Below are 25,964 nucleotides of genomic sequence, written 5' to 3' on the forward strand. Positions count from 1 at the left end.
TCTTGTTGCGGATAAGTGACTATTCCTCAGAGCCCGTTCGAGAATGCGCTACGCTGAGTGAGAGGCGCCAAAGGCGCCGGCCGGCGTGGCTTTTCGAGCACCGGAGCGGAGCAGCCTTTTCGGCTGTGAGCACCGGAGCGGAAAAGCCGCCCAATCCTTGGAAAGCGGGGGATCGCCAGCGTAGTAGCATTATCGGACGGGCTCTCAGGGGAACAGCTGGCGCCGCAGGTGATCGAGCCGGTGCGCCAGGCCGTGCTGCGTCCTCTCGTCGACCGGCAGCTGCGTGTCGGTCAACCACACGCCCCGCCACCCGGCGCCGAGCGCCGTGTACAGACCGACCGCGTCCGTCAGTTCGGCAAGGTCGCCGAGGGCCGCGAGATCCTGCGACTGGTAGGTCGCCCGTTCCGCGGTCAGCACGTCGAGGAAGCCCACCAGCCCCGCTTCGTACAGCCGGCGCGCGCGATCCAGCGCCAGCGCGTTGTCGGCGGCGGCTGCCCGCAGCGTCGCATCGCGCAGGCTATCGTTGCGGTAGGCGACCAGCCGGTCCTCGACCTCGCGAAAGCCGGTGAGCACCGTCTGCCGGTAGGCGAGCCGGGCCGCCTCGGCCTCGGCCCGCGCCTGCCGCACCTGCGCGCTCAGCCGGCCGCCATGGTAGAGCGGCTGGGCCGCGCTGAGCACGAGCTGGAAGGCGAGGCTGTCGGCGGCGAACAGCTCGTGGATCATGCTGGACTGTACGCCCAGCGACAAAGGCAGCGAGAAATCCGGGTAGAGCTGCGCCACCGCGACGCCGATGCGGGCACTCGCCTCGGCATATTGCCGCTCGGCGCGCCGGATATCGGGCCGGTTGGCGATCACCATCGAGGGCAGCGCCACCGGCAGTGCCGGCACCTTTGGATACGGCGCGGGGCGCTCCAGCATCGTCTCCAGGCTGCCCGGCAGCTGTCCCACCAGCACCGCGATCGCATGCGTGAGCTGCGCGATGCGGGTCTGCAGCGGGGGCACAGAGGATTGCTCGGTCTCCAGCTCCGCCCGCGCCTGCGCCACCTGCAGGTTGGTGCCGAGCCCCTGGGTGAAAACGCGACCAGTCAGCGCCAGCGCCTGCCGCGCCGCCTCGATGTTCTGGCGTGCGAGCACCAGCTGGCGCTGCGTCGCGCGCAGGGTGACGTAGTCGTCGGCGAGCTCGCCCAGGATGGCGACCAGCATGCCGCGACGCGCCTCGATGTCGGCGCCGAGCTCGTCGTCCTGCGCCTGGATCCCGCGCCGTATGCGGCCGAACACGTCGAGCTCCCAGCTGGCGCTGAAACCCGGCGCCCAGTACCGGCTGCTCGACGAGATACCGGGCAGCGGCGGATATTGCAGGGTCGTCGAGAAGCGCTGGATGCCGGCCTGGTCCACGGTATCGACTTGCGGCGCGAGTTGGGCGGCGACCTCGTCGCGCACATCGTGCGCCGCCAGCAGGCGCTGGCCGGCGATCTGCAGGTCGAGATTGCTAGCGATGGCAAGCTGCACCAGCCGGTCGAGCACCGGGTCGTGGAACGTCGCCCACCAGGTTTGCATCTGCGCGCTCGTGCGCGCCAGCTCGGCCGCCGTCGCCGCATGCTCGGTCCAGTTGCCGGGGATCTCGGTGCGCGGCGGCACGTAGTCGGGACCGACCATGCAGCCCGACAGCAACAGGGCCAAGGCCAGGGCGCCGCCCTGGACCCGCTGGGGCCCCGTCTTGGAGCAGCGGCGGCCCCAGACCCCGATTCTTGAATTATTTGATTTCAAAGGCTTGCCTTTGATGGGGTCCAGGGGCAACGCCCCTGGCCTTGCTAGAGATGGTCCTCAAGCCAGGAGGCAAGACGGATCCGCCGGCGCTCGGCTTCGCGGCCGATGCTGATCGAGCAGGTCATGCCGGCCGCCAGAGTCACCCCCTTGGGCACCTGGTCGATATGGATGCGCACCGGGATCCGCTGCGCCAGCCGCACCCAGGTGAAGACCGGGCTCACATCCTGCAGCCCGATCCGGTCGGGATTGCCGTTCTGGTCGTTGATGCCACGGGTGATGCTCTCGACATGGCCGGACAGCAGCGCGTCGTAGCCCATCAGCTTCATGCGCGCGGGCTCGCCGACATGCACGCCGTGCAGCTTGGTCTCCTCGAAATAGCCGTAGATCCAGAAGCTGTCCGAATCGAGCACGGCGACGCGCGGCTGCCCGGCATTGACGTAGTCGCCGGTACGCAGCAGCAGGTTGGTGACGTAGCCGTTGACCGGCGCGTACAGCGTGGCCCGGGTCAGGTTGAGCCCTGCCAGGTCCACCGAGGCCTGCGCCGCGTCGACCGCGGCCTGCGCGGTGGCGGCGACGCTGGTGAAGCGCTCGCGCTCCTCGGCCGACACGATGCCGCTGAGGCCCTGTCGGCGCCGCGCGTCCGACTGCCGCAGGCGAAGCTCCTCTCGCGCGGTTTCGAGCTGTGCCTGCGCCTGGGCGATGGCGATGCGGAACCGCACCGGGTCGATCACGAACAGCGCATCGCCGCGATGCACGAACTGGTTGTCGTGCACCAGCACGTCGGTGACCGTGCCGGAGACTTCCGGCGCCACGTCCACGACATAGGCGCGCACGCGGCCGTCGCGGGTCCAGGGCGCGATCATGTAGGTGCGCCAGAGCGCGGTCCCGAGCCAGATGGCGAGTGCCACCACGGCCAGGGTGATTGCGACGCGTATCGCGCTGCGCAGCAGGGAGAGGGCAACGGGCATTGATCGCAACCTCTCAGAGACCGTTTGCAGGTGCGCTGCGCCGAGCAAGAGTGCCGGGACGCGACAGCGTCACGGCACGCCCGGCGCGGCATTCGAGAACCGGAGCGGAGCAGCCTTTTTGGCTGTGAGCACCGGAAGCGCAGAAAGTCGGGTCGGATTGCCGGCGGAGTAGCATCTGCAAACGGTCTCTCAGGCCAGCAGGACGAGCAGCGACAGCACGCTCAGATAGAGCGCCACCTCGAACAGGGCGAGGTGCCAGACCAGGCGCATGAAGCCGATTCGCCACATCAGCGCGCGCAGCAGCAGCGTGATCGGCAGCGCCGCCAGCGCATAGACCACGATGGGCGCGAACAGCACGCCGTCCAGGCTCGCCTCGCTCAGCATCGCCGCAGGCCCGTGACGGCCTCGCCGGCCAGGAAATCCGGCACCGCGTCGATCAGGATCGACACCTCGTGCAGCAGTCCGGCGATGCGGCGCGCCGTCGGACCGGTGCCCCCCGACAGCGCCGTCGCGGCGGTTGCCGTCGCCCGGGCGGCGGCGCGCGGATCACGCCGTATCCGGCCGATCGCGTCGAGCGCCTCCTGCACGGCTGCGCGTTCGCCGGACGCGAGCGCCGCCTCGTGCAACAGCAGCCGCAGGCGCAGCACGTCGCGGCCGATCTCGACACTGATGAAGGCGCTGTCGATGAGGTCGCGGCGCACCGGACCGGCCATCGCCTGGACGCGCTGGGTCAGCCGCAGCGTCTTTTGCAGCTGCAGGTTTTCCCAGACCTCGTGCGGCGGCGGCCGGCGCGTGCCGCCGAGCCTCGCTGTGGCGCGGCCGAGGGATGCGACCAGGCGTTCGGTATCGCGCGCGGGGTTCGGCGGCAGCACGGCGCGGAACACCACGACCAGCGCCGCGGTGCCCAGGATGAAGGCGAGCCAGCCATTGACCAGGGCGATGTCGTCGAAGCGGATCGGGTTGTTGACGCTGATCATCGCATTGAAAAACACCACGTAGCCGAAGGCCCGCAGGCCGTGGCGCGGGTGGAACTGCAGCCAGATGCCGGGCAGCAGCACCACCACGAGGCAACCGAGCAGCAACGGAAAGCCGGTGATCTGCGGCAGCATCAGCGTCTCGCAGACATAGCTCGCCGGGATCGCCAGCAGCGTGCCGAGCGAGAAATCGATGCTGGCGCGGGATGCGCTCGGGTTGGTCGCCAGCAGGCAGGCGGCCGGGACCAGGTAGGACAGCAGGGTCGGCCCGGACGGCCATTGCGTCACGTACCAGAACAGGCAGCCGAGCATGGTCACGATGCAGCCGCGCAGGCCGTTGCGCAGCGCCGTCGGCCAGTCCAGGTACGGGCGCAGCCGGACGTGGCGTGGGGTGGCGGTGCGCGACGGCTGCCCGGACAGGCGCGCGACCGCCTCGTGCAGCCGGTTGAGCAGGTCGCGCGCGCGCTCGACGGCGCCGAGCTCGGCGAGACCCGCGACGTGGCCCCGCTCGACGCTCTCCGCCAGGCGGTCATGCGCGGCCGCCAGGGCGGCCAGGTGCCGCGGCGCCTCGGCTGCGGTGTAGCGGCCCAGGGCGGCGATCGCCTGCTCGGCCTGCGCCGTGTCCTGCACGGAGCGGTGCAGCCGGCGATGCAGCGGATGCAGCGCGGCCAGCGTGCCGAGCAGGCTGGCGGCCCCCGCGCGCAGCCGCCCGGCCCGCCGGGCGACGTCGTAGCTGTCGGCGGCGGCATATTCGATGATCTCGACCAGCCCGCTCGCCTGTGCGAGCAGCGCGCCACGACTGTCATAGAAGGCCTCGGGCAGCGCGCCGGGACGCGGCATGGCGGCGGCCGCCGATTCGGTCGCGTCCGCGGGCGGGGCTTGTTGCCTGAAGCAGCCGCCCGCGTCGGCGAGCGAGGCCGCGGTGCCGCGTATCGTCGCCTGGGTGGCGTCGGCGAGGCGCTGCGGCGGCCGCACCGAGGTCAGCAGGAACACCAGGGCGGCCGAGGCGATGCCGACCGAGACCGCCGACAGCCGCGACAGTGCGCTGAGGAACACGGTCTCGGGATGCGCGAAGGCGGACGCGCAGACGATGATGATGGTGTAGCCGGCCAGCACCGCGCCGTATGCCTTGAAGAAGCGCAGCAGGGTCGAGAACACGCAGGCCGCGCCGATCCACAGCGACAGCGCGAGATAGAACAGGATCGGCGATTGCGCGAAGGCGGCCATCAGCAGGATCGCCGCCGAGGCGCCGATGAAGGTGCCGAACAGCCGCCAGACGCTTTTCGAGACCAGCGCGCCGCTGACCGGGTTGGCGACGATCAGCACGGTGATGACCGAAGACAGCGGCGCCTGCAGCTGCAGCGAGAAGGCCACGTACAACGCGACGCCGATGGCGGTCACGGTGCGCAGGCAATAGATCACCGTCGGCCCGTGGCGGCGGAACGGCACGATGTCGCCGAGTGCGATGCGCAAGGATCGGCCGGCCGGTGTGGCGCGGGGCAGCGTCATGCTTCGGTGCTACCTTGCCGGTCGCTCTGTGTCAGCCCTATCGCGGCAACCCGGTGGCATCCATGCCATCCCGAGGCTCGTCATCACGCGATCGCGACGCCGGCGCTTGATCTTTGGCCGCTCGGGCCTATCACAGCTTCCATACCTGACGGAGCCGACGATGCGCAGGATCCTTGTGCCGCTGCCCGGGCCCGAGGAGGCCGGGACCCTGCTTGACATCGCGTTGCACCTCGCCGCGCCCTCCGGCGCACAGATCGATGTCGCCTACGTCCCCGACCCCCTGGACGAGGCTGCCGAGGCGGAGGACGGCCTCGACGAGACCGAGCTGGAGCTGCCGCGCATCTACGAGCGCTGGGCGCAGGCTGCGGCCGGGCGCCACCGGCTTGCGACCCTCTGGCACGAGATCCCGGACGGCGTGGTCTATGCGAGCGCGTCCCTGGGGCGGGCCTGCGACCTGATCGTGGCGCGTTCGGCCGGGCGGCTGGTCAGCGAGGACGGCATCCGTGCTGCGACGCGTGGCGAGCGCGGCTTCCGCGACGCACTGCTGGCCTCGGGCCGCGCGGTGCTGCTGGCGCCGCTGGCGCGTGTCGACCCGGGCGGGCTGCTGGAGACCGTGGTGCTGGCCTGGGACGGCAGCGCCGGCGCCTCGCACGCGCTGGCGCAGGCGCTGCCGCTGCTGGCGCGGGCGCGGCGGCTGCGGGTGGTCATCATCGGCCGCAACACCGTCGGCGAGCAGGCGCGCGAGGCGGTATCAGCCTACGCCAAGCTCTGGAACGACGATGCCGCGCTGCGGGTGTTGGACAACGCGCACCGCCAGACCGGCCGCGCTTTGCTCGACACCATCCGTCGCGAGCAGGCGAGCCTGGTGGTGATGGGGGTCTGCGGCCGCTCGCATCCGCCGGGCAGCACCGGCACCGCCCTGGGGGGCACCCTGCTCAAGGTGATCGAGGACGGCCGCATCCCGATCCTGACCGCGACCTGATGGGCGGATAATCGGGCATGGGAGTATCAGTCGCCGGCTTCGATCGTGGTAGCCGGGCGCGCTCGACGCGCTATGATGGCGACCATGGGACAGGTCCGGGCGCGTGCCCCCGCACGCTTGCCCAAAATGCTTGCCCCAAACGCTTGCCGGAGACGTCGGAGGAAACCATACACGCCATTGCGGACCCGGCGTTCGCCAAGCCCCGATTTCGAGCGGCCCGATAACAAGAAAAACGATCTGCAGCACTCAGGCTGCATCTGGGAGGACAACAATGAAAAAGACTCAAGCCGGGACGGCACGCGGCCTCGCGATCGCGGGCGGCCTGATCGGCTCCGCGACCTTCGTGCTCGGACTGCTCGCGAGCGGCGCCACGCTTGCCGCACCCGTCTCCAACGCGAAGATCGCCTTCCTCATGCCCGACGAGGGCTCGACCCGCTACGAGGAGCATGACCGGCCGGGCTTCATCCTGGAAATGAAGACGCTCTGCCCGACCTGCACGGTGCTATACCAGAACGCCGACGCCGATGCCTCGCGCCAGCAGCAGCAGTTCAATTCAGTGGTCTCGCAGGGCGCCAAGGCGATCGTGATCGACCCGGTGGATTCCACCGCGGCGGCCTCCCTGGTGCACCAGGCGCAGAGCCAGGGCATCAAGATCATCGCCTATGACCGGCCGATCCCGCAGGCGCCGGCCGACTACTATGTCTCGTTCAACAACGAGCAGATCGGCCGCGTGATCGCGCAGTCGCTGGTGCGCCGCCTCAAGGCGGCCGGCGTGCCGACCTCCGGCAACGGGCTGCTGGAGGTCAACGGCTCGCCGACGGATGCCGCGGCCGGCCTGATCAAGAAGGGCGTGCACGAGGGACTGGCCGCCGGCGGCTATCGCACGCTGGCCGAATACGACACCCCGGACTGGACTCCCACCAAGGCGCAGCAATGGGTGAGCGGGCAGATCTCGCGGTTCGGCAAGAAGATCGTGGGCGTGGTGGCCGCCAATGACGGCACCGGCGGCGGCGCGGTCGCGGCGTTCAAGGCGGCGGGCGTCGATCCGGTGCCGCCGGTCACCGGCAACGACGCCACCATCGCCGGACTGCAGCTCATCATCGCGGGCGACCAGTACAACACCATCAACAAGCCGAGCGAGATCGTGGCCGCAGCGGCGGCGAAGGTCGCGGTCGCCCTGCTCGAGGGCCGCAAGCCCAAATCCGACCATACCCTGTTCGGCACGCCCACGCAGCTCTTCACGCCGACCCTGGTCACCGCGGAAAACCTCAAGGCCGAGATCATCGACCGGCAGGTCAACGGCAAGCCGATCGAGACCGCCGCCGTGCTCTGCACCGACCGCTATGCCGAGGGCTGCAAGAAGCTCGGCATCACGCCCTGATCGCTGGCGTCGTCGCGGAATTCCGAAAGGCAGGGCGGCCAGAAAAGGCAAGGTGGGCAGAATGCAGACTTCACGGCAGGAGCCGGACGCAGGCGAGCTGGTGCTCAGCCTGCGCGGCATCTCGAAGCATTTCGGAGCGGTCTCCGCGCTGACCGCAATCGACCTCGATGTCCATGCGGGCGAGGTGGTGGCGCTCGTCGGCGATAACGGCGCCGGCAAGTCGACCCTGATCAAGATCCTGGCCGGCGTGCATCAGCCGAGCGCCGGGACGATGCATTTCCGCGGCAAGCCGGTGACGCTGGCCGATCCGAGCGCGTCGCTCGCACTTGGCATCGCCACCGTGTTCCAGGATCTGGCGCTGTGCGAGAATCTCGACGTGGTCGCCAACATCTTTCTCGGCAAGGAGCTGCATCCGCTGCAACTGGACGAGGTCTCGATGGAGACCCGCGCCTGGACCCTCCTGCGCGAGTTGTCCGCACGCATCCCGAGCGTGCGCGAGACGGTCAGCTCGCTGTCCGGCGGCCAGCGTCAGACGGTGGCGATCGCGCGCTCGCTGCTGCTCGACCCCAAGCTGATCCTGCTCGACGAACCGACCGCCGCACTCGGGGTGGCGCAGACCGCCGAGGTGCTCGACCTGATCGAGCGGGTTCGCGACCGCGGGCTCGGCGTCGTCATGATCAGCCACAACATGGAGGATGTGCGCGCCGTCGCCGACCGCATCGTGGTGCTGCGGCTCGGACGCAATAACGGGGTGTTCTATCCCGACACGTCGAACCAGGAACTGGTCAGCGCCATCACCGGCGCGTCGGACAACTCGGTCTCGCGCCGGTCCGGCCGGCGTCGGGCGCAACAAGATCTCGCGCAGGAAGACCGGCCGTGACCGATATCAAGGAGGGGACCATCAAGGAGGCGGCGCCGGCCGCACCCCGGCTCGACCGCAGTGACGAGCGCGTGCGGCACGCCACCGGCCTCGGTGGCGCGCTGCGCGCCTTTGCCGACAGCGTGCGCTCGGGCGAGCTCGGCGCGCTGCCGGTGGTGGTGGGGCTTGCGATCATCTGGACGGTGTTCGAGAGCCTGAACCCGGTCTTCCTCTCCAGCAACAACCTGGTCAACCTGCTGTTCGACAGTTCCACCGTCGGCGTGATCTCGCTCGGCATCGTCTGCATCCTGATGGTCGGCGAGATCGACCTGTCGGTCGGCTCGGTGAGCGGCTTCGCCTCGGCGCTGGTCGGCGTGCTGTGGGTCAACATGGGCTGGCCGGTCTGGCTCGCGGTGCCGGCGGCGATGCTGGCCGGGGGCGTGATCGGTGCGCTCTACGCCCTGCTGTTCAACCGGTTCGGCATGCCAAGCTTCGTCTCCACGCTGGCCGGCCTGCTCGCCATCCTGGGCCTGCAGCTCTACATCCTTGGCCAGAGCGGTTCGATCAACCTGCCGTACGGCTCGGCGATGGTGAATTTCGGCCAGTCCCTGTTCATGCCGCATGTCCTGGCCTACGCGGCGGCGGCACTTGCCGGCATCGCCACGTTCACCACCGGCTTCAGGACCGCCGCCCGTCGCGAGGCGGCCGGCCTGTCGCCGCAATCGCTCGGCCGGCTACTGGTGCAGGCGGTGGTGATCACCGTGGTGCTGGAGCTGCTCGCCTTCTACCTGAACCAGGATCGCGGCGTGCCGTGGATGTTCGGCCTGTTCGTGGCCCTGGTGGTCGGCCTGAACTACGCGTTGACCCGGACGAAATGGGGCCGCTGGATCACCGCGGTCGGCGGCAACCGCGAGGCGGCGCGGCGCGCCGGCATCAACGTGCGGCTGATCTATACGAGTGCCTTCGTGCTCTGCTCGGTGCTGGCGGCCATCGGCGGGGTGCTGTCCTCGGCGCGTCTGGCCTCGGCGAGCCAGCAGGCCGGCACCGGCGACGTCAACCTCAACGCGATCGCCGCCGCGGTGATCGGCGGCACGTCGCTGTTCGGCGGCCGGGGCAGCGCGTACTCGGCGCTGCTCGGCATCATCGTCATCGAGTCGATCGCCAGCGGCCTGACGCTGCTCGATCTGTCGTCGTCGCTGCGCTACATGATCACCGGCGGCGTGCTCGCGGTGGCCGTGATCGTGGACAGCCTCGCACGCCGCTCTCGCGTTTCGCATGGTCGCGCCTGAGAACTTCTATTTTGCCGGCTCGGTTCCATACCAGCGATCCCGGGTCCGCCGGTAGTGCGCCTCGGGATCGTAGAGCGGCACCGGCAGGTCCAGTGCGGCCGCACTGAGGCCGCCGGTGACCGCGAGCAACTGCAGGCGCGCCACGTAGCGGTCGCGCAGCGCGCTCACCAGGTTGACCCGGGCGGAGAGCAGTTCCTGCTGTGCGTTCAGCACCTCGATCACGGTGCGCGCGCCGACCGATTGCTGGCGCGCGATGCCGCGCTCGGCCACCACGTTGGCATCGATCGAGACCTGCTGCTGCGCCACCTGCCGCTCGGCCGCCGCGAGCAGGTCGATCGCGGTCATCGCCTGCTGGCGGGTCATGCGCAGGATCGTGTCGACCTGCAGGCCACTGCGCAAAGCCGCCTCCTTGGCCCGCCTGGTGTCGGCGGCGACCGCGCCGCCCTGGTACAGCGGCAGCGTCAGTTCGAGCAGGCTTTCGGCGATGTTGTCGCGCTGGTGGAGCTGCTGGACGTCGATCTCCCTGAACCGCTCGCCCTCGATGACGATCGAGATTTTCGGCATCAGTCCCGCGCGCGCGATGTCGATGCCGGCCTGGCTCGCCTGCAACGCGAGACGCGCCTCGGCCACGTCGAAATTTGTCGTCGAGGCCAGTTCGAGGATGCGGTCGCGCTCGTCCGGCACCGCCGGCAGCAGCACCGGGATCGCGAGCACGCCCGGCGGGTGGCCGACCTGCTGCTCGAACACCGCGCGCGACTGGCCCAGTCCGCCCTCCACCTTGGCGGTCGCCGAGCGCTGGTCGGCGAGCCGGGCCCGGCCCTGGGCAACGTCCGCCTCAGTCACGGCGCCGGCTGCGGCGGCGAGTTCGCTCGCGTGCAGCGAGCGTCCTAGCACGGTGTCCTGGTGCCGGTTGAGGCTGACGATCATCTCGTCGCGCGCGACGTCGAGATAGGCGGTTGCCGCGGCAAGCAGCACCGCGGTCTCGCTGGCCTGCAAGGCCGCGCGCTGCGCCCGCACCAGGGCCTCGGATTGCGTCACCTGGGCCCGCACCTGGCCGCCGGTATAGAGCGGCTGGGTGATCGAGCCGACCGCCGCCTGCGGCAGCCGGCGTTCCGGGTTGTGCTGCACGTCGATGTTGTCGAACTGCGCAGACGCGCCGGCCTGCGCGGTGATGGCGACCTGCGGGCGCCAGCCGGACAAGGCGCGCGGCACCCCCTCGTCGATCTCGCGCAGCCGTTGGCGCTCGGTGGCAAGCTGCGGATTGGTGAGGTAGGCCTCGGCCAGCGCATCGGCGAACGGCGCATCGAGCGGCGTGGCGCGTGTTGGCACCGACAGAGCCAGGCCGCAGGCTGCCAGCAGCGCCAGACCGTATCGACCGGCGATCCGGCTCACGCCGGCCTCCGGGCGAGACGGATCTCGGCGATCGCCAGCGAGATCAGCAGGCCCACGGTCGCGATCGTGCCCAGCATGCCGTAGGCGTCCGCGGTCGCCATGACGGTGGACTGCGTGCGCAGGTGCGCGGCCAGCGTCGCCGGGCTGCCGCCTCTGAGAGTGATTTCGGCGCCTCGCACCAGATGGTCGGCCAGGGTCGTGGAATGCACCCGCTCGCGCACCGTCAGCACCGCGCCCACGATGGCGCCGCCGACGCTGCCGGCGAGGGTGCGTATGACGTTGAACAGCGTCGAGCCGGCCAGCGCGTCCTGCGGCTGCAGCGTCGAGGTCGCGGTCAGCAGCAGTCCCACCATGATCAGCGGCTGGCCGCAGGCGACCAGGATCGAGGAGGGCAGCAGGTCCGGCACGGTCCAGTCGCTGTCGATGAAGGTCGCGAGCCGGCACCCGAGTGCGACCAGGGCAAGCCCGCAGCCCAGCACCACGCGGGTGTCGATCCGGCGCATCAGGAACGGCGTCGAGGCGCACATCGCGACCTGGAACAGCGCCGCCCAGAGCAGGATCTCGCCGACCTGCAACTGCCGGTAGCCGCGCACCTGGATGCCGTACTGGGCCACCACGTTGGAGGTCACCAGGAGCGAGAAGCTGAACGGGATGATCAGCAGCAGGCCGCAGGCCAGGTTGCGCCGACGCAGCAGATTGAGCTGGATCAGCGGTTTCTCGATGCTGAGTTCCCAGACCACGAAGGCTGCCAGCAGCAGCGCCGAGGCCACGAACAGCGCGATGATCAGCGAGCTGTCGAACCAGTCGAGCCGCTGGCCGAGATCCACCGCCGTGGTCAGCGTGGACGCGCATACCGCCAGCAGCAGCATGCCGAGATAGTCGGCGCCGGGCAGGCCCTCCGGCTTCAGCGGTTCGACCGGCAGGCCGACCAGCACCAGCACCAGGGCGAGCGGCGAGATCAGCAGGTTGAGATAGTACACCGGCTGCCAGCCGAGGGTCTCGGTGACGATGCCGGACAGGGTCTCCGAGAGCAGCGGCGTCGCCGTGGTGACCAGTGCGTAGAAGGCGAACCCGACCACGCGCTGGTGCAGCGGCGTGAAGCGCAGCACGGTGCCGAGCAGCAGCGGGATCAGCGCGCCGCCGCCCAGTCCCTGCAGGAAGCGCAGCGCGATCAGCCCGCGATAGTCGCCTGCACCGGGGCAGGCGGCGCTGGCGACGGTCAGCAGCGCGATCGAGAATGCGATCGCGCGGCGCGGCGAGACGATGCTGGCGAGCCAGGGGGCCAGCGGCACCACGGCGATCTCGGCGACGTTGTAGGCATTGGCGACCCAGGCCGCCTCATCCGCGCCGACGCCGAAGCCGCCGGTGAGGTCGGCCAGCGCGAAGCTGGTCAGCCGGGTCGCGAGGTACGAGGCAAAGGCGGCCAGCACGGTGCCGGAGAGGCCGAGCAGAATTCCCCAGGTCAGCGGCGGCGGCCCGGCGGGGACCTTGCCGTCGGGCCCGGGGAGCAGCGGCCGGGGAGCGAGGAGGGCGAGGATCACGGCGACTTCGATGCCGGTCCGGATGAGCCGGTCAGGATGCGCACCTCGGCGGACAGTCCCGGACGCAGCCGTTCGAGCAGGTCCGGGCGCGGATCGAGCACGATCTTCACCGGCACGCGCTGCACCACCTTGGTGAAGTTGCCGGTGGCACGGTCCGGCGGCAGGCTGGAGCCCACCGCCTGGCTCGCCGGCTCGAAGCTGCCGACATGGCCGGAAAGGCGCACGCCGGGCAGGGCGTCCACCAGCACGCGGGCGCGCTGCCCGATCCGGATCCGGGTAAGCTGCACCTCGCGATAGTTCGCCACCACCCAGACGTCACGCAGCGGCACCAGGGTGATGAGCGCGCGCCCGGGCGAGACATATTCCCCGAGCCGGGCCAGCCGGCTGGTCACCACGCCGTCGAGCGGTGCGGTGATGCGGGTATAGCCGAGCTGCACCTGCGCGAGACGCAGCGCCGCCCGCTGTGCCGCGAGGTTGGCCTGGCTGGCCAGCACCTGCGCCTGTAGGGTTCCGAGTGCCGCCTGGGCCGCAGCCAGTGCGCGCCGGTCTCCCTCGACGGTCGCGGCTGCGCGCCGTTCGACCGCGACCGCATCCTCCCAGTCACGGGCCAGGAAGCTCTCGGTGTGCAGCAGCCGGCTCTGCCGGACGCGTTCCAGGCGTGCCCGCTCCAGCTCCGCCTCGCCGCCCTCGACCACGGCCGCGTCCGCCACGATCCGGGCCTGCTGCAGGGCGATGGCCGTTCGCGCTTCCACGATGCCGGCCGAGGCGGCCGCGACCTCGGCATTGGCACGCGCCACGCGGGCACGGGCGCCGCTGTCGTCGATGGCGAACAGCAGGTCGCCTGCATGCACGCGCGCATAGTCCCGCACCGGGACCGCGACGAGATACCCGGTGGCGCGGCTGGCGAGCGCGATCGGATCCCCCTGCAGCGTGGCATCGTTGGTCCAGCGGCCGCCGACCGGCGCGAGCAGGACGTTCCAGTCGATCAGGAACGCCGAGGCCGCCAGCACGACCAGCACGGCAACAATCGCGTGCGAGACCATGTTCTTGGTCATGATCCCTCCCGCGTGAACACGGTCGCGGTCACCGACATGCCGGGCCGCACCAGGCCGCGCAGGGGGCTGCCATTCCACAGGATGGCGATGCGCACCGGGACCCGCTGCGCCACCTTGGTGAAGTTCCCGGTGGTGTTGTCGGCCGGGATGGCGCTAAGCGCAGATCCGGTGGTCGGCGAGAGGCCGGTGACGCGTCCCTCCAGCGGCTGGCGCGGGAAGGCGTCGAGCACCAGCCGGGCCCGCTGGCCGATGCGTATGTCCGGGATCTGCCGCTCGGTGAAATTCGCGTCCACCCAGACGCTGTCGAGCGGCGTGAGCACGACCAGTCTGGTGCCCGGTGCCAGCAGATCGCCCTGGCGCACCAGCCGCGGGCCGAGCGTGCCTGCGACCGGCGCCGACAGCCTGGTCCAGCCCAGGGTGATGCGGGCCAGGCGCAGGTCGGCGCGGCGGCCCAGCACCGTGGCCGCCTGCTCGTCGCGCTGCGCCGCCAGTTCGTCGGTCTGGCGCTGCGCCACGCCGGTCAGCGCACGCGCCTGCGCGATGCCGGCCTCGTATCGGCGCTGGTCGGCCTGTGCCTGGTCGAGGTTGCGCTGCTGTCCGAGATCGGTGTGCAGCAGCCGGACCTGGCGGCGCAGCTCGGGCGCGGCCCGGCCGGCATCTGCGGAGGCGGCGACCTCGCCGGTGCGGGCCTCGGCGGTCTGCTCGGCGAGCTGCCGGAGCTGCGCATCGAGCGCCGTCAGCCTGGCCTCGGCGGCATCGAGCGCTGCCGCGGCCCCCGCCGCCTGGGCGCGGTAGTCGTCATCCTCGATGCCTGCCACAAGCTGGCCGGCCTGGACGACCTGGTTGTCGGCCACGGGAAACTCCCGGAGATAGCCGGTGACGCGTGCCGAAAGCGGCGTCGTGTCGCCGCCGACATAGGCGTTGGCGGTCTGCGGATCGCGGGCGCCGGTCTGCGGGTTGTCGAACGACAGCACCAGGATGGCGATGGCAACGAGCAGGCAGAGGGCGACCCCGAGGCCGACCGGCCTGGTCCATCGCGTTCGCGCATTCCGGATCGACCGGGCCAGATCCATCCGAAAACAGTATTTACGTAACGATCCGACAGCAAGTCGGTGGGGCGTGGCCGATTCCGTTCTCGGTCTCAGGCTTCGCCAGTTTGCCGACAGTGATCGAAGTCAGGCCTCAGTCCGCATCCCGGAGCGTGCGGTTGCGCTTGGTCGTGGCACGATGGTTCTTGGTTTCCAGCCGGCGCTGCCGCTCGCCGAAAGAGGGGCGGGTGGCGCGGCGGATGACCGGCGGCTGCGCGGCCTCGCGTATCAGAGCCAGCAGGCGCGCGATCGCATCCTGCCGGTTGCGCTCCTGCGAACGATACTGCCGGGCGGTGATGACGATGACGCCGTCGCGTGTCACCCGCTGCCCGGCGAGCGCCTGCAGCCTCGCCTTGACCGGGTTGGGCAGCGACAGGGTGGTGCGGGCATCGAAGCGGAGCTGGGCCGCGGTTGCGACCTTGTTGACGTTCTGGCCGCCCGGGCCGCCGGCCTGGATGTAGCTGATCTCGATCTCCGCCTCGTCGATCGACAATCCGCGGGCGACGTCCAGCCTCATTCCGGCCTGCCGTAGCCGCCGCCGCCGGGTGTCTGCACGCAGAGCAGGTCACCGGCCTGGAGCGCCATCTGGGCGATGCCCCCGATGGTCTCGATGTTGCCATCGGCGCGCTCGATGTGCTGCGCGCCGGTCGCACCGGCCCCGCCGCCCGCAAGGCCGAACGGGCCCTGCTCGCGTCGCGACGAGACCAGCACGGCGGTCATCGGCTGCAGGAAACGCAGCCGCCGCACCACCCCGTCGCCGCCGCGCCGGGCGCCGCTACCGCCGGATCCACGCCGGATGGCAAAGGCCTCCAGCCGCACCGGATAGCGCAGTTCGAGCACCTCCGGGTCGGTCATGCGGGTGTTGGTCATGTGGCTCTGCACCCCGCTCGCCCCGTCGAAATCCGGGCCGGCGCCGGCGCCGCCGCAGATCGTCTCGTAGTATTGCCGGGTGGCGTCGCCGAACAGCAGGTTGTTCATCGTGCCCTGGCTGCACGCCATGCGCCCGAGGGCGCCGAACAGCGCGACGCATACCGCCTGCGAGACCTCGGTGTTGCCCGCCACCACCGCGGCCCCCGGCGCCGGCGACAGGAACGTGCCCGGCGGCACCACGATCGCGAGCGGCACCAGGCAGCCGTCATTGAGCGGGATGTCGTCGCCGGCCAGGCAGCGGAACACGTACAGCACCACCGCGCGCACCACGGCCGGCGGCGCATTGAAGTTGCCCGGATGCTGGGCGGCGGTGCCGGTGAAGTCGATCACCGCGCTGCGTCGCGCGCGGTCGATGCGCACCGCAACCTGCAGGCTCGCGCCGCCATCCATGCGATAGCGGAACTGCCCGTCCTCGAGACGCGCGATCGCCCGCCGCACGCTTTCCTCGGCATTGGCCATCACGTCGCGCATCGCGCGCAGCATGGTGCAGCGGCCGTGCTGGCGGACGGCGGCAAGCAGCGCGCGCGCCGCATACGCGTTGGCGGCAACCTGGGCCGCGATGTCGGCGACATTGACGTCAGGGCTGCGGGCCGGATGCGGTCCCAGGGCCAGCAGATCGCGGAATTGCCGTTCGCGCAGAACGCCATCGGAGACCAGCAGGAAATCGTCGATCACGATGCCCTCCTCGTCGAGCCGGCGCGAGAAGGCGGGGGTCGATCCGGGGCTGATGCCGCCGATGTCGGCATGATGGCCGCGCGAGCCGACGAAGAACAGCGGCGCGGCCTCCGGATCGTCGAACACCGGCGTGACGACGGTGATGTCCGGAAGATGCGTGCCGCCATCGAAGGGATTGTTGAGCGCGATGGCGTCGCCGGGCCGCAGCGTGCCCGCCCGCCGGCGCAGCACCGTGCGCACGCTCTCGCCCATGGCGCCCAGATGCACCGGCACGTGCGGCGCATTGGCGACCAGGCGGCCTTCGGCGTCGAACAGCGCCACCGAGAAATCCAGCCGCTCGCGGATGTTGACGCTCTGCGCGGTGTTCTGCAGCACGCTGCCGGCCTGCTGGGCGATCGTCATGAACAGGTTGCTGAACAGCGCGATGCGCAACGGATCGAGATCGTCGGGTGCCGGTCCCGCAGCGGCGTCGTGCGGGACTTCGCCGCGGGTCAGCGCGAGGTCGCCGCGTCCGGTGATCGCGGCACGCCAGCCGGGCTCGATCACCGTCATGGCGTTGGCCTCGCTCACCAGCGCCGGCCCGTGCACGACATCGCCCTCGCGCAGTCGGGCCCGGTCGAACAGGCCGGCCTGCCACCACCGGCCGGCGCTGCGGAACGTGACGGCCTGCACCGGGGCCGGCGCGGTGCCGGGCGGTCGCGCCGGCGGGGCGATGAACGGCGGCGGCGCGCCGGGCTCGGCCGCCTCGACGGCGACCGCATCCACGATGATCGCGTCGGTCTGCGGCGCAAAGCCGAACCTGTCGTGGTGCTGTTGCAGGAACGATGTCCGGACCTGCTGCATCGTCTCGAACGCGACCACCAGCACCGCATCCGATCCGGCGCGACGCAGATGCAGGCGCCGGGTGACGGCCGCCTCGGCGACGCCCTGCTCGGCGAGCGCGTCGCGTGCCTGGCGCGCCAGCTCGTCCGCGAGCTCCCGCAGGCCGGGCAGCGCGTCGTCGTCCAGCGTCCTTTCCACCGCCTGCTCGCGCAGCACCACCCGTGCCGCCAGCGCCATGCCGAAGGCGGACAGCACGCCGGCCATCGGATGCACCAGCACCGTGCGCATGCCGAGTGCCGCCGCCACCAGGCAGGCGTGCTGGCCGCCGGCGCCGCCGAAGCAGTGCAGGGCGAAGCCGCCTGGGTCCTGTCCCCGGCGCACCGAGATCTCGCGGATCGCGTTGGCCATGTTGTCGACCGCGACGCGCAGGAAGCCCTCGGCCAGCGCGTGCGGATCAAACGGCGCTCCGGTCGCGGCAGCGACCTCGCGGGCCAGGCTCTCGAAACCCTCGCGGGCTGCCCGGTCGTCGAGCGGCGCGTCGCCGTCGGCACCGAACAGGCGCGGGAACTGTGACGGTACTAGCCGGCCAAGCTGCAGGTTGGCGTCGGTCATGGTCAGCGGGCCGCCGCGGCCGTAGGAGCAGGGTCCGGGATCGGCGCCGGCGCTGGCGGGACCCACGCGCAGCCGGGTGCCGTCGAAGCGCAGGATCGAGCCGCCGCCGGCCGCGACCGTGTTGATCGCCAGCATCGGCACCCGCACCGGGATGCGCAGGCCGAGCCCCGCGATCCGGGTCTCGTAGCTGCGCTCGAAGCTTCCGTCGTACAGCGCGACATCGGTCGAGGTGCCCCCCATGTCGAAGCTGATGATGCGCGGCAGCCCGGCGGCCTCCGCGGTGCGCGCGGCGCCGACGATGCCCCCGGCCGGCCCGGACAGGATCGCCTGGCAGCCGGTGAAGTGGGCCGCGTCCGCCAGCCCGCCGCTCGATTGCATGAACAGCAGCCTGGTGCCGGGGAGGGCTGCCGCGAGATGCGCGGTATGCCGGCGCAGGATCGGCGACAGGGCCGCATCCACCAGCGCCGTCTGGGCGCGCGGGATCAGCCGCAGCAGCGGGCTCACCGCGTGCCCGGTCGAGACCTGGGTGAAGCCCGCCGCAAGGGCCAGGGCCGCCAGGCGCTGCTCCAGGGCCGGATGCGCCCAGGCGTGGATCAGGGCGATGGCGCAGCTCTCGATGCCGTCGGCGCGTGCCGCCGACAGCGCCGCGCGGGCCTGCGCCTCGTCCAGTGGCGTTGCGATGCTGCCATCGGCGGCGGTGCGCCCGATGATCTCTACGACCGGTCCGGCCAGCGGCTCGGGCAGCCGGATCGCGAGCTCGAACAGGTCCGGGCGGCTCTGGTCGCCGATGCGCAGCAGGTCGGCGTAGCCGGTATCGACCAGCAGCAGCACCGGTGCGGTCCGGCGCTGCAGCAGGGCGTTTGTCGCGACCGTGGTGCCGAGCCTGACCTCGGCGACCAGTCCGGGCGGGATCGGGTCGGTCTCCGCGAGACCCAGCATGCCGGCGATCCCGGCCAGGGCGGCGTCGACATGGCGTGCCGGATCCTCGCTCAGCAGCTTGGCGGTACGCAGCGCGCCGGCAGGATCGCGGCCGACGATATCGGTAAAGGTGCCGCCGCGATCGATCCAGAACCGCCACGGCCCGGCCGCTTGTCGCTCCGGGGCAGGCGAAGTCTGCCGGGTCATGCGGTCTCCTCTGCTCGTGCTCCTTGGCCCTGCGCCGCTGATGGCCTGCCGTAGGCTGGCACGCTAAGCCTGTCCACTGGCTGTCGAAAACATGGCCCGGCGGAGATGGATGGCGCGATGTCGATGATCATGCTCGTGGCGGTCGGTGGTGCCGTCGGCAGCGTGCTGCGCTACCTGATCGGGCTGGCGACGGTCGCGGCCTGGGGCAGCGCGTTCCCCTGGGGCACCATCCTTATCAACATCGCCGGCAGCTTCGTGATCGGGCTGGTCGGCGCCGCCACCCTCGAAGGCGGCATGCTGCCGGCGAGCCCGGCGCTGCGTGCGTTCGTCATGGTCGGCCTCTGCGGCGGCTTCACCACCTTCTCCTCGTTCAGCCTGCAGACACTCGAACTCGTGCGCGGCGGGCGCACGAGCCTCGCCCTGCTGAACGTGGCGCTCTCGGTCTTGCTGTGCCTCGCCGCCGTGCTGGCCGGGTATCAGATCGGCGAGAGGCGCCCCGCGCAGAGCGTGTCCGGCCAGGGTCACGCGGCCGCCACGGGAGAGGTCATCCTCGTCGTGCTGGATCGGCCCGAGGACGCGAGCGCGCAGCTGGCGACTGCCGTCGGGCTGTTGCAGCGGGCCGGCCAGGGGACCCTCCGCGTGCTGGCGCTGCCCGCCCGGGCGCCGGCACCGGGAGCGCCGACCGAAGAGGTGTACGAGGCCGCGCCGGCGGACGAGGCCGTGCGCATGCGGGCGCTGCGACAGACGTTCGACGCCATGCAGGCGGCCGACCCCGCGATCCGCGCCGAGTGGCTGTCCCCGCGTGGCGATGCCGGCGGCATCGTCGCCGACCTCGGCAGGCAGGCCGACATGGTACTGGTCGGGCGACCGCATGGCGGGCGTTCGCAGCGCGTGGTGCATGCCGCCTTGTTCGAATGCGGCCGGCCGGTGCTGGTGCTGCCGCCGGGCAGCGGCAAGGTCCGGTTCCGCACGGTCGCGCTCGCCTGGAAGCCGGACGAGCACGCCCGCAAGGCTGTGCAGGACGCGATGCCGCTGCTGCGCGAGGCCACACGCCGCTGCGTGCTCCAGGCCGGCGCCGGGGCGCCGGACGCGTGCGAGCCGCTGGCATCCGCGGGCCTGTCGTTCGACAGCCCCGACATCGCGGCGAGTCTTGCGGGGCCGGGGGGCGGACACGATACGGGCGCGGCCCTGCTGCGGGCCGCCGAAGCCTGCCACGCGGATCTTCTCGTCATGGGCGCCTACGCGCATGGCGAGATACGCGAGCGCCTGCTGGGCGGCGTGACCCGCAGCATGCTGGAGCAGGCGAGCTTGCCAGTGCTCATGCGGCACTGAGCCCGCGGTCCGGTCGCGGACACATTCTGCGTCATCATGACGCGCTACCTGTATTTCAACTTCTTCGGTGATGACGGCCCGGGCAGCAGCTACGGGGAGGTATGCGTGATCCTCGCGACTATCTCGGTGTTCATCCTGTTTCCAGGCGTGACCATCTTTTGCCTCTATTCGATGCCGGAGGTCCCTGGCACGGACGCTCGACGGACCGAAAGCTGATCGGGCAATTCGGCTCCCACCGGGCTTGCGGCGCACGTATCTCCCCGGGCGCACGCCTTGACCTGCCTCTGGGGCTACGCGGCCGCCAACTCGGCAGCGTCCGGCTCGATTTCGCAGCGCAGGGCGTTGCCGTCGCGTTCCAGAAGTCCGAGCTTGACCAGCTCCGCAACGTCGGCATGAACCCCGGAATAGTCCCGACCCAACGCAAGCGAAAGGGCGCGCGTGCTCGCAACCATCTCGTGCGCGGCAACGTGCTCAAGGATTGCGATCCGGTTCGGCGTCATGCAGCGAAAGAAGGTTGTCCAGTTCTCAAAGCTGATGGTGCGCGTTACCTCGAAGCTCTCTCCCTTCCCAGCAGCCGCAACGGCCGCTTCGACATTGGCCGCGATCTCGCGGTCAATCTCCTCAAGGCTCATGCCAATACGGAAGACCAGTCTGCCAGCCATTCTCAGTCTCCTCTCTCTTGCTCGACAAGCTTCCGGAAGTCGGCCAGTAGCCTCGCGATACCCTGAAAGTCGTAGGGCGACTGCAAACCGTGCAGGTGACAGTGATCCCCCTTGCCGCGCTCATTGTCGAAGCCGATGACCCGGACACCCTCGACCACATAGACGAGGCTGTATTTGAAGTGATGTGTCGCAGGAGGAACCGGCTCCGGCACCAGCCAAATCCTGACCTCACGAATTGCTCCGTTCTCGAACCTGGTTTTGTCCGACTGGATCAGCCTCGCCCGCACAGCCCTGATCTAGCCCTGTGGACATATGGCGTCAAGAACATATGCCGCGGGCAACACACTTGCCGACCGTAGTCCTCAACCGGGCGCCCGGCCGAGATGCCCGATCGCTACCTCGGCGAAGTTCTTCGAGAACTGCGACAGCAGGATCGCGGTCGGCTGGTCCGCCCCCCACGGATTGAGCAGCTTGAGCGCGACGTATCAATCCGGACACTGGTCCGGAATAAGCGTGCAATGATTAACGGCCGGTGAACCCACTGCATCCTGGTTCCCGCCCCAAATGAAGGCACAGGCAGCCTGATTTATCCGTTCCACACGGGCCGTGAACCATTGTTGGATGCAGGCCGGCATCGAGGCATTGTGAATGGTCGTCGACATCTCCCTCGGCCTGGACAGTTTTGCGGCCTGCCTGGCGGCGGGCCTGCTTCCCGCCGAGCGGCGCGTGGGCTTCCGCCTGCCCGCGCTGTTTGGCTGCTGCGATGCCGGCGCCACGCTGCTCGGTGACGCCATCCCGCACCGGGTGCTGCTGCTCCCAGACTCCGCAACCTATCTCGGCTGCGCGGTCCTGCTCGGGCTGGCCGCACGGCGCAGCCGGTCGGTGCTGTACGCCTTGCCCGTGCTGCTCGGCCTCGACGATTTCCTGGCACCCGTCGAAGCCGATCCGCTCGGCACCGCGTTGCTGCATGGCGCCACAAGCTTCGTAATGGCGCTGGCCGGCTTTGGAGTTTCCGTCATGCTGCGCCGGGCCTGCAATCGGCTTCGGCCGGCGCTCGGGAAGACCGGCTGATGGGCGTTGCCCTGATCGCCTGGGGCCGCTTCATCATCGACGGGCAGCGGGTCACGGTTCCGGCGCCGAGCACCGATCCGGGCAAGCCCTGGCTCTGGGACTTCATCGCCGGACAGGCGGCGAGCCTGCGGCAGGCTGGCTTCACCGCGATCCAGATACCCCCGGCCGGCAAGGCGCAGGGCGGCGCCGGCCGCGGCTGCGACGGCTATGGCGTGTTCGATCCGCGCGATCTCGGCAGCAAGCCGCAGCAGGGCAGCACACCGACGCGATACGGAACCGCGGAGCAGTTGCGTCGCATGGTCGGGTGCTGCCACGCCGTGGGCCTGGATGTGTATCTCGACATGGTGCTGCATCAGCTGATCGGGGAGAACGGCGGACCCGGCGTCTTTCGCTACCTCGGCGCCGACGGGGAGACCCTGAACGGACGCGGTGCGATGCATCCGGGATGTTTTCGCGGCGACACGGGCAACCAGGATCCGGTGCCGCCATTCCGGCCCGAGGACGCGGTGCCGGCGCCCGGCGACGATTTTCCGTTCGGGCGAGAGAAGGTCTATCAGAACTGCCAGCCGCCCCGGTTCACCACCGAGGATGCACTCGATTACGGCGACTGGCTGTTTCGCAGCACCGGCGCCGACGGCATGCGCTTCGATGACGCGAAAGGCACCTGGGCGCCGTTCGTCGGCGAGTTCATGCGCAGCCGGGCGATGGCGTCGCGCTTCGCCTATGCCGAATATTTCGACGGCAACCCCGGGGCCCTGCAGGAGTGGGCGATGGGTGCCGCGATCTCGTCGCGCGCGCTGGTCGAGGATTTCACCCTGCATTGGGCGCTGCAGGCGGCCTGCGAGAGCGGCAATCCGCGCGGTCTCGCACAGGCCGGCTATATCGCGCACAATCCGTTCCTGGCCTGCACCTTCGTGGATAATCCGGATACCGACACCTCGCCGGGCGAGCAGATCGTGGCCAGCAAGCTGCTGGCCTACGCCTATCTGCTGACCGCGGAGGGGTATCCGTTCGTGTACGGCAAGGATTACTTCGGCGGCGACGTGTGGGACGGCGCCTATGGGCTGAAGCCCTGGATCGACAACCTGGTCTGGATCCACGAGACGCTGGCGGCCGGGGGCACCGTGACGCGATGGCTCGATGACAGCGTGATCGTGCGTGAGCGCACCGGCGGCGCGGGGCTGCTGAGCGCGCTCAACTTCGACACCTGGAACGCGCGCACACTGACCTGCCAGACCGGCTTCGGCGCCGAGTGCGAACTGCACGACTATACCGGGCGGCACGGCGATATCCATACCGCGGCCGACGGCACCGCGACGTTCACCATCCCGGCCAATGCCTATCGATCCGGGCAGAGCTATCTGTGCTTTTCGCGCAGCGGCCAGGGCTCGGCGCCCGCGCTGCTGCGGCGCGCGACGACGCAGAGCTTCTTCGGCGCCGACGACCTGGATATCCCCGCGCTGAGGAACGCGAGCCTTGCGGTCGGACGCGTCTATGGCGATGCCGGCCGGCCGGTGCGCGTGGAACTGCGCCTGGGCGCCGGATGGGCAGCCGGGGCGAGCGTCGTCCTCGAGATCGACGGTCCCGACGGCATGGCGCTCGGCAGCCAGCTCATCCGTCACGGCGAGGCGGCGCCGGCACTCGCGGTGCGGCCGCACGGCACCGGCTGGTGCACGATCCGGGCTGCCGGCGTCGGCCTCGCGGGGGCCGTGCCGTTCATCGCCACCGTCACCTACGAGGCCCCGCAGCGCCTCGAAAAGGTCTAGCAGGGTGCGAAAAACCCTAGAATGATGCGCTCGCTACGAAACGAAATCAGGCCAGGGGCTTCGCCCCTGGACCCCATCAAAGGCAAGCCTTTGAAATCCCTTCTTTTAAAGAGTGGGTCTGGGGCCTCAGGCCCCAGCGGGTCAAGGGCGGAGCCCTTGCTCTACCAGATTGATCCAGAGACTGATTCACGTCTCAGGCTGATTCAGCCTGAGACGATCAGACTCTAGTCCATGGCGGTCAGCGTGACCACGCGCTCCTTCGATGCGGCCCGCTCCGGCGCCAACACCGGCGAGACGATGCTGTCGCCGCAGGCGGTGCGCACACGCGGTATCAGGCAGGCGCGCATCCTGCGGATCGCGGACGATCCGCGGCTCGAGGCGCAGCCGCTCTATCTGCCCGGTCTCGCGATCGCGGGGGTCCGGCGCGACGTCCTGTTCCAGGCGACCATGGGCAACTGGGTGCACGCCTTCGATGTCCAGAGCGGCGCCGCGCTGTGGTCGCGCTGCCTCGGGCCGCCGATCCGCGGCTCGGGCGCGATCGACGCGCACGACATCAACATCGCCTGGGGTATCCTCTCGACGCCGGTGATCGATGCCGCGGCCGGAAGGCTGTATCTCTGCTACTGGTCCAGCGCCGACGGCGCCGCCGACGCCGGCCAGCATTTCGCCGCCGTGCTCGACGTGGCCACCGGGGAGCCGGTGCGTCCGGCGCTGTCGCTGGAGGGTGCCGGCTTCGATCCCGGCGACGGCCTTCCGGTGCAGCGCTTCAGGTCGATGCAGCGCAAGCAGCGTGCCGGGCTCTGCCTTGCCGGCGGCGTCGTGCTGATCCCGTTCGGGACCATCGCCGAGACCGCAACCAGCGCCCGCGGCTGGATCATCGCCATCGCTACCGACACGTGGAGCATCGCCGCCACCTGGTGCTCGACGGCGCGCGGCAGCGGCGGCGGCATCTGGATGAGCGGCGCGGCGCCCGCGATCCACAGTGACGGATCGATTTGGGTGGTCACCGGCAACGGCGATTTCGACGGCGTGCATGATTTCGGCGAGAGCGTGGTGCGGCTGCGCTACACGGCGCCCGAAGCCGGCCACGCGGCGATGCTGGCCGTCACCGGCTGCTGGTCGCCCTGGACCGACGCTGCGCGCACCGGCCAGGGCGCTGCCACCGTCGCCACCGCCACCGCCACTGCGCTGCTGCCACGCGGGCCGGTGCCGTCCAATTTCAGGCCGGTCGCGCATCTCGCGCGCGCGGGGATCATGCCGTCCGACATGGGTTCGGCCTGGGGCGACCAGGATCTCGGCGCCTCCGGCATCGTGCTGGCGGAGGAACTCGGCATCGGCCTGGTCTCGTCCAAGGACGGCATCCTCTACACCGTCAGCCTGGAGAAACCGGGCGAGACGAAGGCCGCCGACCTCACGCCGGCATCGACGCCGGCGAACTATGCCACGCTGGCAGCGCCACCGATCCTCTACACCTTCTTCGATCCGGCCGTGTCGCCGGCACCCGCGCGGCCGACCGGCCTGAACACCCTGTCCGGCAACGTCACCCACCACCTGCACGGCACGCCGCTGCTCTGGAAGAGCGACAAACGCGGCTGGATGCATTTCTGCGGCGGCGAGAACGGCAACCTGCGCGCCTGGCGGATCGAACCGGACAAAGCCTCGACCTATCTCGCCTGCAGCACCGCCTTCGCATCGCCGATGGCACGCGGCGGCGGGATGCCCGGCTGGAGCCTCGCACTCTCCGCCGATGGCGGCGCCGGCGGCATCGTCTGGGGCATGATCCCGTACGGCGATGCCAACATGGAGATCACCGGCTCGCGGCTGCTTGCCTACGACGCGGAGGATTTTGCGGGCTTCGCGGCCGGCGGCGACGAGATCGTGCCGCTCTGGGACTCGCAGCAATGGAACTGGACCATGCTGCATCCGAAGTTCAACCGGCCGATCATCGCCGACGGCCGGGTGCTGGTGCCGACCTATGGCGGCGAGGTGCTCGTGCTGGAACTTACCTGATCGCAGCGGCACTCTGGGCGGTTTGGGGGGTGCTGTTCGCCTACAGGGCTTCTGGTCAGGGCGGCCTTCCGGCCCGCTTTTCGAGGGCGAGCCGAGTGCAGCAACCCAAACAGACCGAATCGGTCTGTTTGAGTTAAACCTGCACTATATCAAT

21 protein-coding genes are annotated in these 25,964 nt (G+C 70.2%); 9 read left to right on the forward strand and 12 right to left on the reverse strand.

All coding sequences use genetic code 11. The features are described 5' to 3' along the window. Positions 1–204: 204 nt before the first annotated feature. The 4 genes from ACQY4O_RS02590 to ACQY4O_RS02605 form a co-directional block, all read right to left on the reverse strand. Positions 205–1,680, reverse strand: coding sequence for an efflux transporter outer membrane subunit (locus ACQY4O_RS02590; protein WP_428374680.1), 1,476 nt, complete (start codon positions 1,678–1,680; stop codon positions 205–207). A 131-nt stretch (positions 1,681–1,811) separates the two neighbouring features. Beyond that, positions 1,812–2,735, reverse strand: a complete 924-nt coding sequence (locus tag ACQY4O_RS02595) for an efflux RND transporter periplasmic adaptor subunit (protein WP_428374681.1) — start codon at positions 2,733–2,735, stop codon at positions 1,812–1,814. 189 nt (positions 2,736–2,924) lie between these two features. After that, positions 2,925–3,119, reverse strand: coding sequence for a DUF1656 domain-containing protein (locus ACQY4O_RS02600; protein ID WP_428374682.1), 195 nt, complete (start codon positions 3,117–3,119; stop codon positions 2,925–2,927). Continuing rightward, positions 3,113–5,218 carry an FUSC family protein gene (locus tag ACQY4O_RS02605; RefSeq protein WP_428374683.1) on the reverse strand — a complete coding sequence of 702 codons (2,106 nt, stop codon included), beginning with the start codon at positions 5,216–5,218 and terminating at the stop codon, positions 3,113–3,115. The genes ACQY4O_RS02600 and ACQY4O_RS02605 overlap by 7 nt, the downstream gene beginning before the upstream one ends. A gap of 160 nt (positions 5,219–5,378) precedes the next feature. Between ACQY4O_RS02605 and ACQY4O_RS02610 the strand changes: the two genes are divergently transcribed. The 4 genes from ACQY4O_RS02610 (at position 5,379) to ACQY4O_RS02625 (ending at position 9,729) form a co-directional block, all read left to right on the forward strand. Continuing rightward, positions 5,379–6,200 carry a universal stress protein gene (locus ACQY4O_RS02610; RefSeq protein ID WP_428374684.1) on the forward strand — a complete coding sequence of 274 codons (822 nt, stop codon included), beginning with the start codon at positions 5,379–5,381 and terminating at the stop codon, positions 6,198–6,200. Positions 6,201–6,471: 271 nt separating this feature from the next. After that, positions 6,472–7,581, forward strand: coding sequence for an ABC transporter substrate-binding protein (locus tag ACQY4O_RS02615; protein WP_428374685.1), 1,110 nt, complete (start codon positions 6,472–6,474; stop codon positions 7,579–7,581). 61 nt (positions 7,582–7,642) lie between these two features. After that, on the forward strand, positions 7,643–8,461 hold the full coding sequence (locus tag ACQY4O_RS02620) for an ATP-binding cassette domain-containing protein (RefSeq protein ID WP_428374686.1): 819 nt from the start codon (positions 7,643–7,645) through the stop codon (positions 8,459–8,461). Further along, positions 8,458–9,729, forward strand: a complete 1,272-nt coding sequence (locus ACQY4O_RS02625) for a sugar ABC transporter permease (protein ID WP_428374687.1) — start codon at positions 8,458–8,460, stop codon at positions 9,727–9,729. Before ACQY4O_RS02620 ends, ACQY4O_RS02625 begins: the two co-directional genes overlap by 4 nt. Positions 9,730–9,735: 6 nt before the next feature. On the opposite strand, the gene ACQY4O_RS02630 is transcribed toward ACQY4O_RS02625, so the two are convergent. From ACQY4O_RS02630 to ACQY4O_RS02655, 6 genes are all read right to left on the reverse strand, one after another. Beyond that, complete coding sequence (locus ACQY4O_RS02630; RefSeq protein ID WP_428374688.1) at positions 9,736–11,121, reverse strand: TolC family protein; 1,386 nt, start codon at positions 11,119–11,121, stop codon at positions 9,736–9,738. Next, positions 11,118–12,662 carry an MFS transporter gene (locus ACQY4O_RS02635; RefSeq protein ID WP_428374689.1) on the reverse strand — a complete coding sequence of 515 codons (1,545 nt, stop codon included), beginning with the start codon at positions 12,660–12,662 and terminating at the stop codon, positions 11,118–11,120. The genes ACQY4O_RS02630 and ACQY4O_RS02635 overlap by 4 nt, the downstream gene beginning before the upstream one ends. Next, complete coding sequence (locus ACQY4O_RS02640) at positions 12,659–13,717, reverse strand: HlyD family secretion protein (protein ID WP_428374690.1); 1,059 nt, start codon at positions 13,715–13,717, stop codon at positions 12,659–12,661. Before ACQY4O_RS02640 ends, ACQY4O_RS02635 begins: the two co-directional genes overlap by 4 nt. Then, complete coding sequence (locus tag ACQY4O_RS02645; RefSeq protein WP_428374691.1) at positions 13,714–14,790, reverse strand: HlyD family secretion protein; 1,077 nt, start codon at positions 14,788–14,790, stop codon at positions 13,714–13,716. The genes ACQY4O_RS02640 and ACQY4O_RS02645 overlap by 4 nt, the downstream gene beginning before the upstream one ends. Before the next feature lie 109 nt (positions 14,791–14,899). Beyond that, entirely contained in the window at positions 14,900–15,322 is a 423-nt protein-coding gene (arfB, locus tag ACQY4O_RS02650) for an alternative ribosome rescue aminoacyl-tRNA hydrolase ArfB (protein ID WP_428374692.1), read from the reverse strand. Beyond that, positions 15,319–18,969: a hydantoinase B/oxoprolinase family protein gene (locus ACQY4O_RS02655; RefSeq protein ID WP_428374693.1), complete on the reverse strand. Its 3,651-nt coding sequence runs from the start codon at positions 18,967–18,969 to the stop codon at positions 15,319–15,321. Before ACQY4O_RS02655 ends, arfB begins: the two co-directional genes overlap by 4 nt. Before the next feature lie 117 nt (positions 18,970–19,086). Between ACQY4O_RS02655 and crcB the strand changes: the two genes are divergently transcribed. Then, on the forward strand, positions 19,087–20,301 hold the full coding sequence (crcB, locus tag ACQY4O_RS02660) for a fluoride efflux transporter CrcB (RefSeq protein WP_428374694.1): 1,215 nt from the start codon (positions 19,087–19,089) through the stop codon (positions 20,299–20,301). A gap of 36 nt (positions 20,302–20,337) precedes the next feature. Next, the gene (locus ACQY4O_RS02665; protein ID WP_428374695.1) at positions 20,338–20,517 is read left to right on the forward strand and encodes a hypothetical protein; all 180 of its coding nucleotides are present in this window, start codon (positions 20,338–20,340) and stop codon (positions 20,515–20,517) included. A 74-nt stretch (positions 20,518–20,591) separates the two neighbouring features. On the opposite strand, the gene ACQY4O_RS02670 is transcribed toward ACQY4O_RS02665, so the two are convergent. Further along, positions 20,592–20,963: a hypothetical protein gene (locus ACQY4O_RS02670; protein ID WP_428374696.1), complete on the reverse strand. Its 372-nt coding sequence runs from the start codon at positions 20,961–20,963 to the stop codon at positions 20,592–20,594. Between the two features lie 2 nt (positions 20,964–20,965). Further along, positions 20,966–21,250 (reverse strand): toxin-antitoxin system TumE family protein, encoded by a 285-nt coding sequence (locus ACQY4O_RS02675; protein ID WP_428374697.1) that lies wholly within the window; start codon positions 21,248–21,250, stop codon positions 20,966–20,968. Positions 21,251–21,611: 361 nt separating this feature from the next. Between ACQY4O_RS02675 and ACQY4O_RS02680 the strand changes: the two genes are divergently transcribed. From ACQY4O_RS02680 to ACQY4O_RS02690, 3 genes are all read left to right on the forward strand, one after another. Then, positions 21,612–22,034, forward strand: coding sequence for a hypothetical protein (locus tag ACQY4O_RS02680; RefSeq protein WP_428374698.1), 423 nt, complete (start codon positions 21,612–21,614; stop codon positions 22,032–22,034). Next, positions 22,034–23,800 carry a hypothetical protein gene (locus ACQY4O_RS02685; RefSeq protein WP_428374699.1) on the forward strand — a complete coding sequence of 589 codons (1,767 nt, stop codon included), beginning with the start codon at positions 22,034–22,036 and terminating at the stop codon, positions 23,798–23,800. Before ACQY4O_RS02680 ends, ACQY4O_RS02685 begins: the two co-directional genes overlap by 1 nt. 231 nt (positions 23,801–24,031) lie before the next feature. After that, positions 24,032–25,810, forward strand: coding sequence for a hypothetical protein (locus ACQY4O_RS02690; RefSeq protein ID WP_428374700.1), 1,779 nt, complete (start codon positions 24,032–24,034; stop codon positions 25,808–25,810). The last annotated feature ends 154 nt before the right edge of the window (positions 25,811–25,964 follow it).

This window comes from Lichenicoccus sp. (assembly GCF_965277665.1).
In the GTDB taxonomy this organism is placed as follows: domain Bacteria; phylum Pseudomonadota; class Alphaproteobacteria; order Acetobacterales; family Acetobacteraceae; genus Lichenicoccus.